This window comes from Rhodanobacter sp. TND4EL1, from assembly GCF_054061035.1.
Genome location: NZ_JBSSDT010000001.1, coordinates 1172395 through 1187896 on the forward strand (window position 1 = coordinate 1172395; position 15502 = coordinate 1187896).

Below are 15502 nucleotides of genomic sequence, written 5' to 3' on the forward strand. Positions count from 1 at the left end.
TTGCCTCAGCTCAGCACGCGCTTGACGGTTGCCAGCAGCTGCTCCGGATCAAAGGGCTTCACCAGCCAGCCGGTGGCTCCGGCCGCCTTGCCTTCCATTTTCCTTTCGGTGTGCGACTCGGTGGTCAGCATCAGGATCGGCACGCCCTTGTAGGCGTCCATCGCGCGCAGTTCGCGCACCATCGCAATGCCGTCCATCACCGGCATGTTGACGTCGGCCAGCACCATCTCGAACGAGCCGGCACGCGCAGCGTCCAGCGCAAGCTGGCCGTTCTCCGCTTCCGTCACTTCATGGCCTGCACCACGCAGGGTGAAAGCCACCATGCCACGCATCGAAGCCGAATCGTCTACTGCAAGAATCTTTGCCATGCTGCCACCTCTTGTTTCAGGCCAGCGTTGCCGCTGGCAGGTTCAATAGTCGTTCCAGACCGAGCACGCCGGCCGCTTCGGCCAGGACCTGGTTGGCGCCGCTCCAGCGGAATGTTCCGCCCGAGCACTCGAGTTCACGGCGGAACAGCACCAGCAACTGGAGTGCGGCGGTATCCACGCGCTCCAGTGCGGATACATCCAGCACGATTTCGCTTTTGCAAAGCACGTCCAGCAACTGCGCTTTCAGCGCCGCCTGCGCGGCCATTCGGCAATCCGCTGGCAGGTGCACCACGGCCGTGGCTGCCGGCATGATGTCCGTCGACGCCACGGCCTCTTCCGTCGTGGTTTTTGTTGCCGTCCGTTTGCCGCCCATCGGTCCGCTCCGCTTGCGCTGTATGCGCTGACAATCGCTCTATCGGCCAACCCGGGCGACGCTTTAGCCCGGGTTGGCCAATCTCGTGCATGCTGCGCCGGGCGGTTCGCGGGGTGACATTCAAGTATTCCCGGGAATGGCCGATGCACTGCATGACCCTCCTCGTCCATGCCCACGCCAGTCGCAGGAATCCCGATTGAACATTCCACCGATCAGCCTCGCCGCGCTTACCTGGGCAGGTGCCGCTTCCGGCACCACCGCCCAGAGTTGGCGTATCGGCGCCGTGCTGTCGGCGCGGCCGCTCGGGGTCAATCCGCAGGGGCTGCTGGTATTGCAGATCGGGGCCATGACCGTCGAAGCCGAGGTGGGACAGAACCCGCTGCCGGCGCAATTCCAGGTGCGCGTGCTCAGCCTGGGCACGCAACCGCTACTGGAAGTGCTTGCGCATACGGTCGACCCGACGTTCCAGCGCATGCTGCGTGAACGCCTGCCCCAGCAGAACGGATATGCGCCACTGTTGGCGACTTTGTCCGCGTTGTCCCAGCGCCCGGCGCTGCGCCAGCTGCCACCCGAGGTGCGCACGGCGTTGGCTCTGCTGGAGCAGGCATTGCGCACGCCGGCGGAAGTGACTCAGGGCGATGGTTTGCGCGAGGCGATCCAGCGCAGCGGCTTGTTTTTCGAGTCGCATCTGCTCGGCCCTCACGGTGCGCCGGCAGCTCCGCCCACGGATGACTGGAAGGCGGCCCTGCTGCGCCTTGCCGGCCTGCTGGGCAAGCGCGCGAATACCGCGTCAGCCGCGCACCGCGGCGACACCGACCCGCCGCTGCTGCAGCGGGGATTGCAACCCCAATCGCGCCTGCCCTTGCCGGTCATGCCGGAGGACGACGACGTCGGGACGCTGCTCAACCGGCTGCATGGCGACGTCAGGGCCGCGTTGGCGCGGATCGAGGTGGCACAACTGGATGCCGGCGCCCACCCCGCCTCGGCCTGGATCATCGAGATTCCCTTGCTGGGCAAGGACGGCCACGACGTCCTGCAGATAAAGCTGGAACAGCTGGTCGATACCATCGAGGGCGGCCAGGGTTGGACCTTGGGTTTTGCACTTGACCTGCCTCGACTGGGTCCGGTCCAGGGTGAGCTGCAATTGCGCGAACCGCGCTTGTCAGTGCGACTGTGGGCGGAGCGGATCGAAACCGTGCAGCGGCTGGAGCGCCAGTTCACGCCACTGCGCCAGCGGCTGGCCGCCTGTGGCGTGTTGCTCGACCAGTTGAGTTGTCAGTTGGGCGTACCGCAACCGGTGGGCAACAGCAGCTCGCTCTTGCTGAAGGCCACGGCATGAACGGCCAGCCGCCACCGCGTCGGGTCAGCCTTCGACTGGCCAACGATGCCGATCAGGTCAAGCCGATGCCTGAGCAATCGCTGGAGCTTCTGCTGGCACGCGCCAGAGACCAGGGCGTCCCCTTGCATCACGACGCGCAGATCGCCGCGTTGCTGGCCGCCTTGCGCCTGCGCGATGACATTCCCGTACAACTTTACGCATCGGCGGCATCTGTGCTCGCCACGATTTACGACGCCGCCGAAGAGTAACCGGCGCCGCACTCAGGCGTTGACCGGATGCATCTGCATGACCAGTCGGGCCTCGTCGCGTGAGAGTCCGCAGCGGCTTACCAGCTGGTCGAGATCCGCGCCCTCGCGCGCCATGCGCTGCGCCAGTTCGTAGGCCTGGCGTGTCGGTGGTGCCTGCTGCTCCATCAGCCGCAACTGGCGTTCGACCCTGCCCAGTGCGGTGACCAGCATGGACGTGGGCACGTCGGTGATGGCGTGCGCAGGGATGGCAGATGCTCTGTCCAGACGTCCCCGCAGCAACACCGACTCTCGCCACAGGTGGAACAGGAAGGCCGACTGTCCGAGCGCAAGTAACAGCAGAAGGCCGATGGCGACGTCAGACCACATCAGCCGGCTCCCCGCTCAACCGGCACAGCCGGCGCACATCAAGCAGTGCCACGAACCCACCTGACAGGGACAACACCCCGGTCACCGGATCATCGGTTCTGCAGGCGCGGCCCGGCGGCGGCGGCTCGATCTCCCGACCGTCCGTGCAGAGCAACTCGCCCATCGCATCCACACGGATCCCGACCAGATGCCCGGCATGCGTCAGCAAGACAATGCGCACCTGATCGCGGTCCGTCGAGGAATGCGGCACGCCCATCCGCCGACAGCCATCCAGCACCGGCACGATGCGCCCCCGCAGATGCCGCACGCCCAGCACCTCCGCCGCTGAGCCCGGAACGGGCGTGATGTCCCCATCCCGGATCACTTCGTTCACGGCCACCAGCGGAGCTGCGTAGAGCTGCTCCCCGATTCGGAACGACAGCCAGTGTCGACCACTTGGATCAGACGAGGATTCGATGGTGCTCATCGGGCATTCCAGGATCAATTGAAAGAGTCATCCAAGCTACCGATCCGGACTCACCGGCCGGGCGCTTGAACGGGAAGGCTTGGCGACCGCCGGTGCAGTCGGTTCCACCGGCACCGCGTCTGCCGCGACGATGATGGGGACACTGGGCAACTCCGGCTGGCCGCTGGCCGGAGGCGTTGGCGCGCGAACCGATACCGTCGGCAGATCGTCCGTGGCGGAAGGCGGTGTGGCGGCATCGGCGATATCGCGCACATGCGCGGCATCGCTCTGCGCGCGCGGCGCGCCCGGCTGCTCGTTCATCACCACCACCAGCACCCGCCGGTTCTGGTTGCGCCCTTCGGCCGTTGCGTTGTCGGTCAATGGGCGAACCTCGCCCCACCCGATGATGCCCAGCCGAGCCGGCGTCACGCCGCTCGACGCGAACAGGCGCGCCACACTTGCCGCCCGCGCGGCCGACAGCTCCCAGTTCGAGGGGTATTGCGGGGTGCTGATCGGCACGTTGTCGGTAAAACCTTCGACTCGCAACGGGTTCGGGAACGGCGCCAGAATGTCGGCAAGGCTGTGCAGCACCGTATCCGCGGAAGTCGACAGCTGCGCCACGCCACTGGGGAACAGGATGTCGGTGCGAATTTCCACTTCCAGCCAGTCCGGCTTGTGCCGCACGACCACCAGCTTTCGATCGATCAACGGTTGCAAGGCACGACGCACCTGGTCCTCGATCTGGTCCAGGCTTCGGCGCGCGCCATCCACCTGACTGGACAGACCGGCGGCAGCCTGCGCGCGCGCCGGCATGGGCAACTTGATGTGACTGTTGGCCGGGCGAGTGGACGATACCGGCGCAATCCGTGCGTTCGCGCTTTTCGTGAGTTCGGGCGTCGGAGCCGGCACCGGGACCACGGTGGAACTGGATCCGTTGAACGCCTGGATGAGGGATTCGGACATCACCCGATACTTGCCTTCGTTGACCACCGACACGGCATACATCACCACGAAGAAGGCCAGCAGCAGGGTCATCAGGTCCGCATAAGGGATCGCCCACGCTTCATGATTCAAGTGCTCTTCGGGTTTGTGACGCCTCATTCGACGTAGCCTTGCAGGCGTGTCTCGATCTGGCGCGGATTGTCACCCTGCGCGATCGACACCAGCCCTTCAATCAGGATTTCGCGCATCCGCGACTGCTTGCCCACCAGCGTCTTCAACCGCGCGGCCATCGGCAGCATGAACATGTTGGCCAGCGCCACGCCATAGATGGTGGCCACGAAGGCCGCGGCAATGCCGTGGCCAAGTTTGCTGGGGTCGGACAGATTCTGCATGACGGCCATCAGGCCCATCACGGCACCAATGATGCCGAGCGTCGGCGAATAGATCCCGGCGTTCTCGTAGACCTTCGCGCCGGCCAGGTCGATGGCCTCGCGCGTTCCCAGATCCACTTCCAGGATGCTGCGGATGGTTTCCGGCTCGCCACCATCAACCAGCATCTGCAGACCCTTGCTGATGAACGGGTCATGCTCCACTTCGATCTGCGGTTCCAGACCCAGCAGGCCCTGGCGACGGGTGATCTCGCTCCAGCCGACGACCCGACTGATCAGGTCATGCGGATGGTGCTGTGGTGGCCGGTAGATCATCTTCATCATCGACATCGCGTGCTTGATCACCTTGCCCTGGTTCTGCACGAGCAGGGCGGCGAGCGTGCCGAAGAACACGATGACAAACGCGGCGGGATTCCACAGCGCCTCGACCGTCGACCCCTTGAGGATCGTGCCGAGGATGATGACCACGAAGCCCAGTATCGTGCCCGCCGTGCTGATTCTGTCCATGCGCATCAGCCTTCGATCTGCAGTGAGGTGAACAGGCCGCCGCGACCGTCGACCAGCCCGGCCAGATCCATCACCAGGGCCAGTCGACCGTCACCGGTCACCGTGGCACCCGCGATGCCTGAAAGGTCGGCGAACAGCGGTCCCAGTGGTTTGACGATGACGTCCTCGCGGCCCAGCACTTCATGCACCAGGCAACCCACGCGTTGATGGCCGATGTGCAGCACCACCACATGGCGCGCGGTGCCCGTGGCCACCCCGACCCACGCCGAAAGGTCGGCCAGCGGCAGCGCGCGGCCCCGGTGATCTGCCACCAGTCGCCCATCCAGCGGTCGGTCCTGGCCCTCGCTCAACTCGAATACCTCGGCCACGTTGCCCAGCGGCATTGCCAGCAGGCGACTTTCCACGCGCACCATCAACACGCGCAGCACGGCGAGCGTCAACGGCACGGTCAGTTCCAGCTCACTGCCGTGGCCGAGCCCGGACTGCACGCGCAAGGTGCCACCCAGTTCGGCCACGCGCGTTTTCACCACGTCCATGCCCACGCCGCGACCGGAAATGTCCGACACCGCCGCCGCCGTACTGAAGCCGGGACGAAAGATCAGTTCATAGCATTCCATCTCGCTGAGACGCGACGCCTGGGCCTCGTCGATCACACCCTTCTCGACGGCCTTGCGGCGCAGTACCTCCGGATCCATGCCACGACCGTCGTCGCTGACCGAAATGACAATGCGCTCGCCGCGTTGGCTGGCTGACAGGCAGATGCGTCCCTTGCGTGACTTGCCGGCCTGTTCGCGATCAACCGGCATTTCCACGCCATGGTCGAGCGCGTTGCGAAGCAGGTGGATCAGCGGATCGGCCAGGGCCTCGACCAGACCACGGTCAAGGTCGGTGCCCTCGCCTTCCAGCACCAGCTCCACGTCCTTGCCCAGCTGCCGGGCGAGGTCGCGCACGATGCGCGGGAAGCGCTGGAACAGCCTGCCCACGGGCTGCATGCGCATGCCCATCGCGGCACCCTGCAGGTCATCCGTTACCCGGTCCAGTTCGGCGGCGGTGGCCGCCAGCGCCTCATCGCCAAGACGTGCGGCGAGGCTGAGCAAACGGTTGCGCAGCAGCACCAGTTCGCCGGCGTGGTTGACCAGCAAGTCCAGCCGCGCGGTGTCGACGCGTACCGAGTTTTCCGCCGCCACGGCGTGCCGCGTCGCGGGGGTGGCGATCGCCTCCGGTTGCGCGGGCGCGACAGCGGTGGCGACGGGCGGAACCGCCGTGACAGCGGCCGAGGCCGGCTTGCCATGCAGCGCATCCAGCAATGCCTCGAACTCGTCATCGTCGATGGTGGTGCTGGCCGCTGGCGGTGCGGACACGATGACCGGCTCGATGGAGCCGGGCACGGCATTGCCGTACATGCTGTCCAGCAGGGCTTCGAATTCGTCGTCGTTGATCGACGTGGCGTCGGCGGCAGCGGCCACCGGCTCCGGCGCGATCACGACCGCCGCCACCCGCGGCAGCAACGATTGCAGCAAGGCGGGCGGTGGCAGCGGCAGCGGCGTGCCGGCGCTGAGGCCGGCCATCATCTCATTCAGCAGATCAAGTGCCTGCAACAACGCATCCATGTGGCTGGCATCCAGCGACACCTTGCCGTTGCGCGCCTCGTTGAGCAGATCCTCGGCATGGTGGCAAAGCACCACCATCGGCTCCAGCGCCAGAAATCCGGCGCCGCCCTTGACCGTGTGGAATGCGCGGAACACCGCGTTCAACAGTTCGCTGTCGCGTGGCGAGGTTTCCAGTGCGACCAGTTGTTCACCCAGCCGCTCCAGCAGCTCGCCGGCCTCGACCAGAAAATCCTGCCGCAGCTCGAGGTCGAATGACGGGGTCATCGTCACGCCGGCCTCAAAACCCGAATTCGCTGAGCAGACGGTCGGCCTCTTCCTGGCTGGATACCTTGGCCACGCTTTCCGCCATGTCGCTGGCCGCCAGCGCACCGGTCAGGCGTACCAGCTCCAGCAAGGTCGACTCGACCGTGCCGATGAAGTTGTCCACCTTCTTGATGCGCTGACCGGTCAGGTCCTGCCAGGACTGCGCCACCACCATGTCCGCCAGACCATCGCGACAGGTCGTGGCAAATGCGGCGGATTCTCGCGCCAGTGCGCCGGTGACGTCGTCCGGGGCGTGTTCCAGCACGCCAGCGGCACGCTGCTGCAAGGCATCGGCCTGCGGCTGGATGCGCTCGGCAAAATCGATCGTGCGGTGCGCGGCCTTGTCGCTCATCTCCAGCGCGTCCTGCAGGTACTGACGCGCGTCGGCCACGCTGCCGGGAAAGCCCTCATGCGCCAGATCACTGCCCAACCGGCGCACCGCGTCGTGCAGGTCTCGCGCCAGTTGGCCGAGCGCACGGAACATGTGCTGTTCGCGCTGGCGCACCATCACATCCAGCGCCTGTTCGAACGCCGGACCCTCGGGACTGTTCAGCAGATCGCGCAGTTCGGCCGGAAGGGTTTCGCTGATGGCCATGGCGTTCATGCGGCGGCTCCGCTGGCGGCAATCCGCTCGAAGATCTTGGTCAGTTTTTCCTTGAGCGTGTCGGCGGTGAACGGCTTGACGACATAGCCGTTCACCCCGGCCTGGGCCGCGGCAATGATCTGGTCGCGGTTGTTCTCCGCGGTGACCATCAGCACCGGCATGCCTTTCAGCGACGCTTCGGCGCGAATCGCCCGCAGCAGTTCGATCCCGGTCATGTTGGGCATGTTCCAGTCGGTCACCACCAGGTCGAACGGGGCGCTGCGCAACATCACCATCGCGCTCTCACCATCGTCGGCTTCCTGGATCAGCGGATTGCTGAAACCAAGTTCGACCAGCAGGTTGCGAACGATTCGCCGCATGGTGGAAAAATCGTCCACCACCAGGATTTTCATGTTCTTGTCCAACGCTCTCTCCACATGCGGTACAGGCCGTAATGCGGCCTTTGAAATGTTCGAATGACACTGGCGATCAGGCACGCCACCCGGCAAGTCGCGAGCGCAGCCGGAGCACGGCCTGTCCATGGATCTGACAGATCCGCGATTCGCTGACTCCCAACACCGCGCCAATTTCCTTCAGGTTCAATTCCTGCTCGTAATACAGCGACATCACCAGTTGTTCGCGCTCGGGCAATCCCGTGATGGCCTCGACCAGGGCCTCGCGCATGCCGTCCTGCTCGATGTTTTCCTGCGGTCCGAGGCTGGCCTCGTCCGCCACATCCATGAAACCGCCCTCTTCGCCACCGTCGTCCGAGGCCGTCAGACTCAGCAGACGCACGCACGCTGCGTCGGCCAGTACCTGGTGGTACTCCTCCGCGCTCATGCCAAGGCGGCGGATCACCTCTTTCTCGTCCGCTTCGGCACCGGTCTCGGTCTCCACCTGGCGAATCATTTCGGCCACTTCGCGGGTCTTGCGGTGCACGGATCGTGGCGCCCAGTCGGTACGCCGCAGTTCGTCCAGCATCGCGCCCCGGATGCGGATACCCGCATAGGTCTCGAAGCTGGCGCCGCGGTCCTGGGAGAAATTGCGCGCCGATTCCAGCAAACCGATCATTCCCGACTGAATCAGGTCGCCCACGTCGACACTGGCGGGCAGCCGGCCCATCAGGTGATAGGCAATCCGACGCACCAGTGGCGCATGCCGTCGAACCAGCTCGTCGGCACTTTCGCGGCAAACCTGCAGATATTCCGAAGCCACACTCATCCCGGCACCCCGTCAGCCAACACGTTCCGACCGCCAAAGAAGGCGATCCGGTCGAGCGCTGCGCGATCCGGTTCCGCCCATTTATCGACCAGGTCCGCCAATTTCTTGAATGCCTGCGACGAATGGCTCGATGGCCACAGGTCAACCACGGCACATTGCCGGCGGATGGCCTGACGCAAACGCTCGTCATGCGGCACCCAGCCGGCGAAATCGATCACCACATCAAGGAAGCGGTCGCTGACCCGCGCCAGCTTGTGATGCAGCATTCGTGCATCACCCTCGTTGCGCACCATGTTGGCCACCATGCGCACCCGACGAACGCCGTAGTCGCGACTGAGCACCTTGGTCAGCCCGTACGCATCGGTCAGCGAGGCAGGCTCGTCACAGACCACCAGGATGACCTCCGACGCGGCGGCGGCGAACATCGTGACGTTGTCGGAAAGGCCGGCCGCAGTATCGACCAGCAGAAACTCGGGTGGCTGCGCCAATTCATCAAACGCACGGATGATGGCGGCATGCTCGCCATTGTTGAGCTGCGCCAGACGCCGCGTACCGGAGCCGGCCGGAACCACTTGCAGGCCGCGCGCCGCTGGCAGCAGCAACTCCTCCAGCGTGCACTCGCCATCCAGCAGGTGGCCGATATGGCGCGACGGCGTCAATCCCAGCATCACGTCGACGTTGGCCAGGCCCATGTCCGCATCCAGCAGCATGACGTCCCGGCCGGCCATCGACAGCGACATCGCCAGATTCACCGCGACGGTGCTTTTGCCGACGCCGCCCTTGCCGCCCGCCACGGCGATCGCCCGGCACGGCGGTCGCGCAGACTTGCGCGCAGCCAGCAGGCTGCTGGCCTGATGGCTGCCCGGAAGCTTCACCGAGGTGGCCGGCTCGTGCGGTGGCTGCGCCAGCATCTGCTGCAGTCCTGCCGCCTGGTCGTTGGATATCACGGTGTTCATGCGCCGGCCACCGCGAAGCCGAAGCGCTCGGCCATCAGCCCGTCATCGGGCGGGTTGCCCTTCAGCGACTGCGCAGCACGGCAGACCAGCACGCGCGCATCGGCGGCGGCAATGTCCTCGGGCACGCGTTGTCCGTCGGTGGTGTAGTCCAGTGGCAGGCGATGCCGGATCAACACCGACAAGGCGCCACCGAGGTTCGGCGCTTCGTCGAGCTTGGTCAGGATCACCGAATGCGGCTTCAGCGGAAGATAGGCGCGCACCGAGTCGTCCAGTGATTGCGCGTGGGTGTTGGCGGCCAGCACCAGCGTCGCACGCAATTCGTTCGCGTCAGCGAGGATGTCCAATTGCTGGTTGAGTCGCGGATCGTTGCCGGCCACACCGGCGGTATCAATCAGCACAGTGTGCTGGCCGCGCAACATGTCCAGCACCTTGCGCAGGCTCTCGCCATCGTAGGCGGGGTAGACGCGCACGCCCAGCAAACGCCCATAGTGTTCCAGCTGCGCGGCGGCCCCGATGCGATAGTGATCGGTACTGACCAGGGCGACCTGGTCGGCGCCATGACGCATCACGGCCCGCGCGGCCAGCTTGGCGATGGTGGTGGTCTTGCCCACGCCGGTCGGGCCCACCAGCGCGGTCACCGTCGGCGCGTTGTCTTCCAGCCCGCGACCGCTGACGGCCAGCCGGCGGCTGAGCATGCCCAGCGGCAGATAGCGCGCCTGCTCGGCATTGATCTGTTCGGGAAGCTCGTCCACCAGACCCCGCGCCACGTCGGATTCAATGCCGATGCGGGTCATTTCGCGCAGTATCCGCGCGCGCAGTGGCTGGCGGCGCTCCAGGTCATTCCACGCCAGGCTGGACAGCTGTACTTCCAGCATCTGCCGCATGCTGCCCAGCTCACGACGCAGTTGCGCGGTTTCTCGCGAAGCCTGGTCCACCGGGTGAGCCGCAAGGGTTGGCGCGGCAACGGGTGTCTCCACCACTGCGCCGGCAACTGACGCAGCGGCAACTTCGGGCGCAACCCGCTCGACCACGCGCGGAGGCGGAGGCGGAAGCGGTCTCTGTGCAGCCGGCGGTGGCGGCATCCGGGGTGCCGCGACCGCGGCCACGACCGGCGCTGTCGGAACATGCGCGGCGGGCGCCGGCTCGGTCGGCGCTCCCTGGCGGGTCGCTTCGCGCATCAGCGCCTCGTCGTAATCCAGCGCGGCAATGACCTCGATGCCATCGGCAATGCGGCGGGTCGACAGGATCACTGCCTCAGGCCCCTGGTCCTCGCGCACTTCGCGCATGGCCTGGCGCATGTCGGCCGCCACGAATCGCTTGATCTTCATGCGTCATGGCTCCGCTGGTTTCTGGTCGCCGCCGGGAAGCCGGCGCGGCAGGGAAAAGCAGCCGTTGCGTTGTGTCTGGCAGTAACCATGTCATCCGTCCTGTTCATCGCCCCAATGCCTGCACCAGTCGCACGCGACGGTTGTCGGGCACCTCGTTGTAAGCCAGTACGTGCAGGTTTTGTGCCACATGCCGAGTGAACCTTGCGAGCCACGGTCGAAGCGCCGGCGCCACCAGCAAAACCGCAGGTTCTCCGCCCATTTCCTGACGGCGTGCCGCGTCTGCCACGCTCTGCTGCAAACGATCGGCCAGGCCAGGTTCCACCGCGGCGCCAGCCAGTCCGGCGGGCCCGGACAAGGAGCCCAGCAGGATCTGTTCGAGTTCCGGGGCCAGCGTGATTACCGGCACCTCCGTGCCGAGCCCGGTGATCTCCTGCACGATCTGGCGACCCAGCGCGACGCGCACTGCGGCGGTCAGAACGCCGGGATCCTGACTCTGCCCGGCGTGCTCCGCCAAGGATTCGACGATGCTGCGCATGTTGCGGATCGGCACGCGCTCCGCCAGCAGGTTCTGCAACACCTTGACCACCACGCCCAGCGACAGCCGCTTCGGCACCAGGTCTTCGATCAGCTTCGGCGCCGACGCGGCAAGACGATCGAGCAACTGCTGCACGTCCTGATGACTGAGCAGCTCGTGCGCGTGTCCCTGGAGAATGTGCGAAAGATGCGTGGCGATCACGGTGGCCGGATCAACCACGGTATAGCCGTAGCTCTGGGCCAGCTCGCGCTGGCCGCTCTCGATCCACACCGCCTCCAGCCCGAAGGCCGGATCCTGCGTGGCAATGCCTTGCAGCGTGCCGTGCACCTGGCCCGGGTTGATCGCCATCAGCCGTTCGTTGTGCACTTCGGCCTCGCCCATCGGAACGCCCATCAGGGTGATCCGATACGTGTTCGGGCCCAGGTCCAGGTTGTCGCGGATATGCACGGCCGGCACCAGAAAGCCGAGTTCCTGCGACAGCTTGCGGCGCACCGACTTGATCCGTCCCATCAATTCGCCGCCCTGGTGAACGTCCACCAGCGGAATCAGCCGATAGCCCACCTCCAGTCCCAGCGGATCGACACTGGCCACGTCTTCCCAGCCCAGCTCGACGCGTTCGGCCGGTGCACTGGCCACCGGCGTTTCGGTGACTGCTTCGGCCAGCCGTGCCTGCGTGTCGCGCTCGCGCTTGTGCAGCATCCACGCCATGCCACCACAGACGGCACCCAGCAACAGGAAGGCCACGTTCGGCATGCCGGGAATGATGCCCATCACGCCCAGCACCACGGCCGCAACGCCGAGTGCGCGGGGCTGGCCGAACAACTGGCCAATCACGTGGCGGCCCATGTCCTGCGACTTGGAAACCCGGGTGACGATGATCGCCGCCGCGATCGACAGCATCAGCGCCGGCACCTGCGCGACCAGGCCATCGCCGATGGTCAGCAAGGTGTAGGTACGGGCCGATTCGCTGGCGGACAGGCCATGCTGCATCACGCCGACAAAGAAGCCGCCGATGATGTTGATGAACAGGATCAGGATGCCCGCCGTGGCATCGCCACGCACGAATTTCGAGGCACCGTCCATCGAACCGTAGAAGTCGGCCTCCTCGCGTACCTCCTGTCGACGCTCACGCGCCTGCTCCTGGGTCAGCAGGCCGGCGTTGAGGTCGGCGTCAATCGCCATCTGCTTGCCCGGCATGGCATCCAGGGTGAATCGGGCCGTCACTTCGGACACGCGGGTGGCGCCCTTGGTGATCACCACGAAGTTGATCACCACGATGATCGCGAACACCACCAGACCCACCGCGAAGTTGCCGCCGATCACGAAGGCGCCGAACGCCTCGATCACCTTGCCGGCCGCGCCGGGGCCGTCATGACCGTGCAGCAGCACCACGCGGGTGGAGGCGATGTTGAGCGCCAGTCGCAGCAAGGTCGACATCAGCACCACGGTCGGGAACGACGCGAATTCCAGCGGCCGCATCACGTAGACCACGGCCAGCAGAATCACCAGCGACAGCGCGATGTTGAAACTGAAAAGTATGTCCAGAATGAACGGCGGCATCGGCAGCATCAGCATGCCGAGCATCGCCAGCATCGCTATCGGTGCGCCAACGCCTCGTCGCGCGAGGTCCCTGAAATTGCCTAGTACATCCGCACCCGTCATGGTTTTGACTCGTCATGCATCGCGATAAGGGCCCATCAGGTCAGGATCGATCTCCGGACTGGGCACGTTCGGTGGCGCCTCACCCTGCGCCACCGCTTGCTTCAGCTGGTACACGTAGGCAAGCACCTGGGCCACCGCCACATACAGCGAAGCGGGGATTTCCCGACCCAGTTCGGTAGTTGCATACAAGGCGCGTGCCAAAGGCGGCGCTTCGACCATCGGAATGCGATGGGAGGTCGCCACCAGCCGGATTTGCTGCGCCAGCACGTCAACGCCCTTGGCGATTACCCGCGGCGCACCCATGCGTCCGTCGTCGTAGCGCAAGGCCACGGCGAAGTGGGTGGGATTGACCACCAGCACGTCCGCCTGGGGCAGCTCTTCCATCATGCGACGGCGTGACTGGGCCTGTTGTACCTGGCGAATGCGCCCCTTCATTTCGGGGTTGCCTTCGCTTTCCTTCATCTCGTCACGGATCTCCTGCTTGCTCATGCGCAGGTTCTTCGCGTGATCGAACTTCTGGTACAGCGCGTCGATGGCGCCAATCAGTGCCAGCATCGAGCCGAACCACAACGCCGCCCTGCCCAGCAAGCCGATCGACTGGGCAATGCCGGCCATCACCGGGCCGCGGCCCGTGGCCTGCAGCTCACCCTGCCAGTGTCGCAACAGCAGCCCCAATACGGCACCGATGAACAGCAGCTTCAACAGCGCCTTGCCCAATTCCACCAGCCCGCGCAATGCGAAGATCTTTCCCAGGCCCTTGATCGGGTCGAGTCGCTCGAATTTCGGCTGCAGCGCCTGGGCGCTGAAATTCAGCCCACCCAGCAACAGCGGCGCGGCCAGCGTGGCGAGCAAGGTGGCCAAGGCCACCGGCGTGAACAGTTGCAGGGCTTCGGCCAAGGCCGCATGCAAGGTGCGCCCCGGCAGCGCATCGGAAAAAAGCGATTCGCGCGAATAGCCCAGACCCAGTTCGAAAATCCGGCGGGCGTGGCGCAGACCGCTCTGTCCGCTGTTCATCAGCGCGACCACGCCGGCGAGTACCACGATGGCACCGGACAGATCGCGCGATCGGGGAACCTCGCCCTTCTCGCGGGATTCGCGCAGGCGTTTTTCGGTAGGTTGTTCGGTCTTCTCCTGGTCGCTGTCGTCAGACACGGCGTCAGCTCCCCAGCAGGTGGCGCATCAGCGACCAGGCATCGCCCTGCAATGCCTCGAACGCGCCAGGCAGGCTGCGCAAGGCCAGCCACAAGGCAATGAAACCGAGCGAAATGGTGATCGGAAAACCCACCGCGAACAGATTCATCGAAGGCGCAGCACGACTGATCGCGGCAAAGCCGATATTCACCACCAACAGCGATGTCATCGCCGGAAGCGCAACGCGCACCGCGCCGGCAAACAGCTCGCCGCCAAACGCCACCACCGCATGCAGCACATTCGCGCTGATCGTGGGCGAACCGGGTGGCAGGCTGCGGAAGCTGTCGGCCAGCAACGCGATCAGCTGCAGGTGACCATCCATCACCAGGAACAGCAAAGTCACCAGCAACAGATAGAACTGGCTCAGCACGGTGGAGCTGCCGCCGGCTTGCGGATTGACCACCTCGGCAAAACCCAGACTCATGCTCTGCGCCACCAGCTCACCGCCGAACGACACTGCTTCAAACACCAGCTTCAGCACGAATCCGACCGCCGCGCCGATCAGCACCTGACCGGCCAATGTAGCCACGCCCGCGCCGCTGCCCGGATCGATGGTTGCCGGTGCCAGCGGCGCCAGCACCATGGTCACCACCACGACCAGACCCACACGAACCCGCGCGGGGATCACCGTCGCGCTGAAGATCGGCGCAATCAGGAACAGCCCGCTGACCCGGCCCAACGCCCAGAACAGGCTGCCCAGCCAAGTCTGCAGTTGTGCCAGATCCAGCGCTGTCATCTGACCGCGCCGGGAAGACTTTCAATCAGCTGGGTGGTGTATTGCACCAGCATGCGCAACATCCACGGACCGGCGATCAGGCCCACCAGCGCCATCGAGATCAGCTTGGGAATGAAGCTCAGCGTCATCTCGTTGATTTGCGTCGCCGCCTGGATCACGCCCACCAGCAAACCCACCGCCAGCGCGGTGAGTAGCAACGGGGCGGCCACCATCATCGCCACGTACAGCGCGTGCTGGCCGATCTCCATGATGGATTCGGGGGTCATGCGAAGTCTCCCGCGCGGTGAGCAACGGAGAGGTTCCGTCCCCTTGGGTCCGCGGGAGCGCACCCTGTGCGCGATGCTCCGGCACTTGCCGCATGCAAGGCGAAAACGGCATGGCGCACAGGAAGCGTTCCCAG

At 65.4% G+C, this 15502-nt stretch carries 18 protein-coding genes; 2 read left to right on the forward strand and 16 right to left on the reverse strand.

Annotated features, from left to right (window positions below; all coding sequences use genetic code 11):
- Positions 1 to 5: 5 nt before the first annotated feature.
- Both ACVWWQ_RS05545 and ACVWWQ_RS05550 read right to left on the reverse strand, forming a co-directional pair.
- Complete coding sequence (locus tag ACVWWQ_RS05545) at positions 6 to 368, reverse strand: response regulator (protein WP_099654181.1); 363 nt, start codon at positions 366 to 368, stop codon at positions 6 to 8.
- A 16-nt stretch (positions 369 to 384) separates the two neighbouring features.
- On the reverse strand, positions 385 to 696 hold the full coding sequence (locus tag ACVWWQ_RS05550) for an STAS domain-containing protein (RefSeq protein WP_457383322.1): 312 nt from the start codon (positions 694 to 696) through the stop codon (positions 385 to 387).
- A 241-nt stretch (positions 697 to 937) separates the two neighbouring features.
- On the opposite strand from ACVWWQ_RS05550, the gene fliK reads away from it, so the two are divergent.
- Together fliK and ACVWWQ_RS05560 are read left to right on the forward strand one after the other, a co-directional pair.
- Entirely contained in the window at positions 938 to 2080 is a 1143-nt protein-coding gene (gene fliK, locus ACVWWQ_RS05555) for a flagellar hook-length control protein FliK (protein WP_133951071.1), read from the forward strand.
- The gene (locus tag ACVWWQ_RS05560; protein WP_099654178.1) at positions 2077 to 2328 is read left to right on the forward strand and encodes a flagellar biosynthesis protein; all 252 of its coding nucleotides are present in this window, start codon (positions 2077 to 2079) and stop codon (positions 2326 to 2328) included. Before fliK ends, ACVWWQ_RS05560 begins: the two co-directional genes overlap by 4 nt.
- A gap of 12 nt (positions 2329 to 2340) precedes the next feature.
- Here the strand turns inward: ACVWWQ_RS05560 and ACVWWQ_RS05565 are convergent, their stop codons facing one another.
- The 14 genes from ACVWWQ_RS05565 to fliQ form a co-directional block, all read right to left on the reverse strand.
- Positions 2341 to 2694 (reverse strand): DUF2802 domain-containing protein, encoded by a 354-nt coding sequence (locus ACVWWQ_RS05565; protein ID WP_133951073.1) that lies wholly within the window; start codon positions 2692 to 2694, stop codon positions 2341 to 2343.
- Positions 2684 to 3160 carry a chemotaxis protein CheW gene (locus ACVWWQ_RS05570; protein ID WP_133951075.1) on the reverse strand — a complete coding sequence of 159 codons (477 nt, stop codon included), beginning with the start codon at positions 3158 to 3160 and terminating at the stop codon, positions 2684 to 2686. Before ACVWWQ_RS05570 ends, ACVWWQ_RS05565 begins: the two co-directional genes overlap by 11 nt.
- A 36-nt stretch (positions 3161 to 3196) precedes the next feature.
- Positions 3197 to 4213 (reverse strand): flagellar motor protein MotD, encoded by a 1017-nt coding sequence (gene motD, locus ACVWWQ_RS05575; RefSeq protein WP_457383323.1) that lies wholly within the window; start codon positions 4211 to 4213, stop codon positions 3197 to 3199.
- A gap of 23 nt (positions 4214 to 4236) precedes the next feature.
- Positions 4237 to 4977, reverse strand: coding sequence for a flagellar motor protein (locus ACVWWQ_RS05580; RefSeq protein ID WP_099654291.1), 741 nt, complete (start codon positions 4975 to 4977; stop codon positions 4237 to 4239).
- A 5-nt stretch (positions 4978 to 4982) separates the two neighbouring features.
- On the reverse strand, positions 4983 to 6851 hold the full coding sequence (locus ACVWWQ_RS05585) for a chemotaxis protein CheA (RefSeq protein WP_133951079.1): 1869 nt from the start codon (positions 6849 to 6851) through the stop codon (positions 4983 to 4985).
- Positions 6852 to 6864: 13 nt separating this feature from the next.
- On the reverse strand, positions 6865 to 7494 hold the full coding sequence (locus ACVWWQ_RS05590; RefSeq protein WP_099654173.1) for a protein phosphatase CheZ: 630 nt from the start codon (positions 7492 to 7494) through the stop codon (positions 6865 to 6867).
- Positions 7491 to 7898, reverse strand: a complete 408-nt coding sequence (locus ACVWWQ_RS05595) for a chemotaxis response regulator CheY (protein WP_099654172.1) — start codon at positions 7896 to 7898, stop codon at positions 7491 to 7493. The genes ACVWWQ_RS05590 and ACVWWQ_RS05595 overlap by 4 nt, the downstream gene beginning before the upstream one ends.
- Positions 7899 to 7962: 64 nt before the next feature.
- On the reverse strand, positions 7963 to 8694 hold the full coding sequence (locus ACVWWQ_RS05600) for an RNA polymerase sigma factor FliA (RefSeq protein WP_099654171.1): 732 nt from the start codon (positions 8692 to 8694) through the stop codon (positions 7963 to 7965).
- Complete coding sequence (locus ACVWWQ_RS05605; protein ID WP_099654170.1) at positions 8691 to 9650, reverse strand: MinD/ParA family protein; 960 nt, start codon at positions 9648 to 9650, stop codon at positions 8691 to 8693. Before ACVWWQ_RS05605 ends, ACVWWQ_RS05600 begins: the two co-directional genes overlap by 4 nt.
- Positions 9647 to 10978, reverse strand: coding sequence for a flagellar biosynthesis protein FlhF (gene flhF / locus ACVWWQ_RS05610; RefSeq protein WP_133951081.1), 1332 nt, complete (start codon positions 10976 to 10978; stop codon positions 9647 to 9649). The genes ACVWWQ_RS05605 and flhF overlap by 4 nt, the downstream gene beginning before the upstream one ends.
- A gap of 103 nt (positions 10979 to 11081) precedes the next feature.
- The gene (gene flhA, locus ACVWWQ_RS05615) at positions 11082 to 13175 is read right to left on the reverse strand and encodes a flagellar biosynthesis protein FlhA (protein ID WP_099654168.1); all 2094 of its coding nucleotides are present in this window, start codon (positions 13173 to 13175) and stop codon (positions 11082 to 11084) included.
- Positions 13176 to 13187: 12 nt separating this feature from the next.
- Positions 13188 to 14327: a flagellar biosynthesis protein FlhB gene (gene flhB / locus ACVWWQ_RS05620; RefSeq protein WP_133951083.1), complete on the reverse strand. Its 1140-nt coding sequence runs from the start codon at positions 14325 to 14327 to the stop codon at positions 13188 to 13190.
- A 4-nt stretch (positions 14328 to 14331) separates the two neighbouring features.
- Positions 14332 to 15102, reverse strand: a complete 771-nt coding sequence (gene fliR, locus ACVWWQ_RS05625; protein WP_133951085.1) for a flagellar biosynthetic protein FliR — start codon at positions 15100 to 15102, stop codon at positions 14332 to 14334.
- The gene (gene fliQ / locus ACVWWQ_RS05630; RefSeq protein ID WP_099654165.1) at positions 15099 to 15368 is read right to left on the reverse strand and encodes a flagellar biosynthesis protein FliQ; all 270 of its coding nucleotides are present in this window, start codon (positions 15366 to 15368) and stop codon (positions 15099 to 15101) included. Before fliQ ends, fliR begins: the two co-directional genes overlap by 4 nt.
- Between the last annotated feature and the right edge of the window lie 134 nt (positions 15369 to 15502).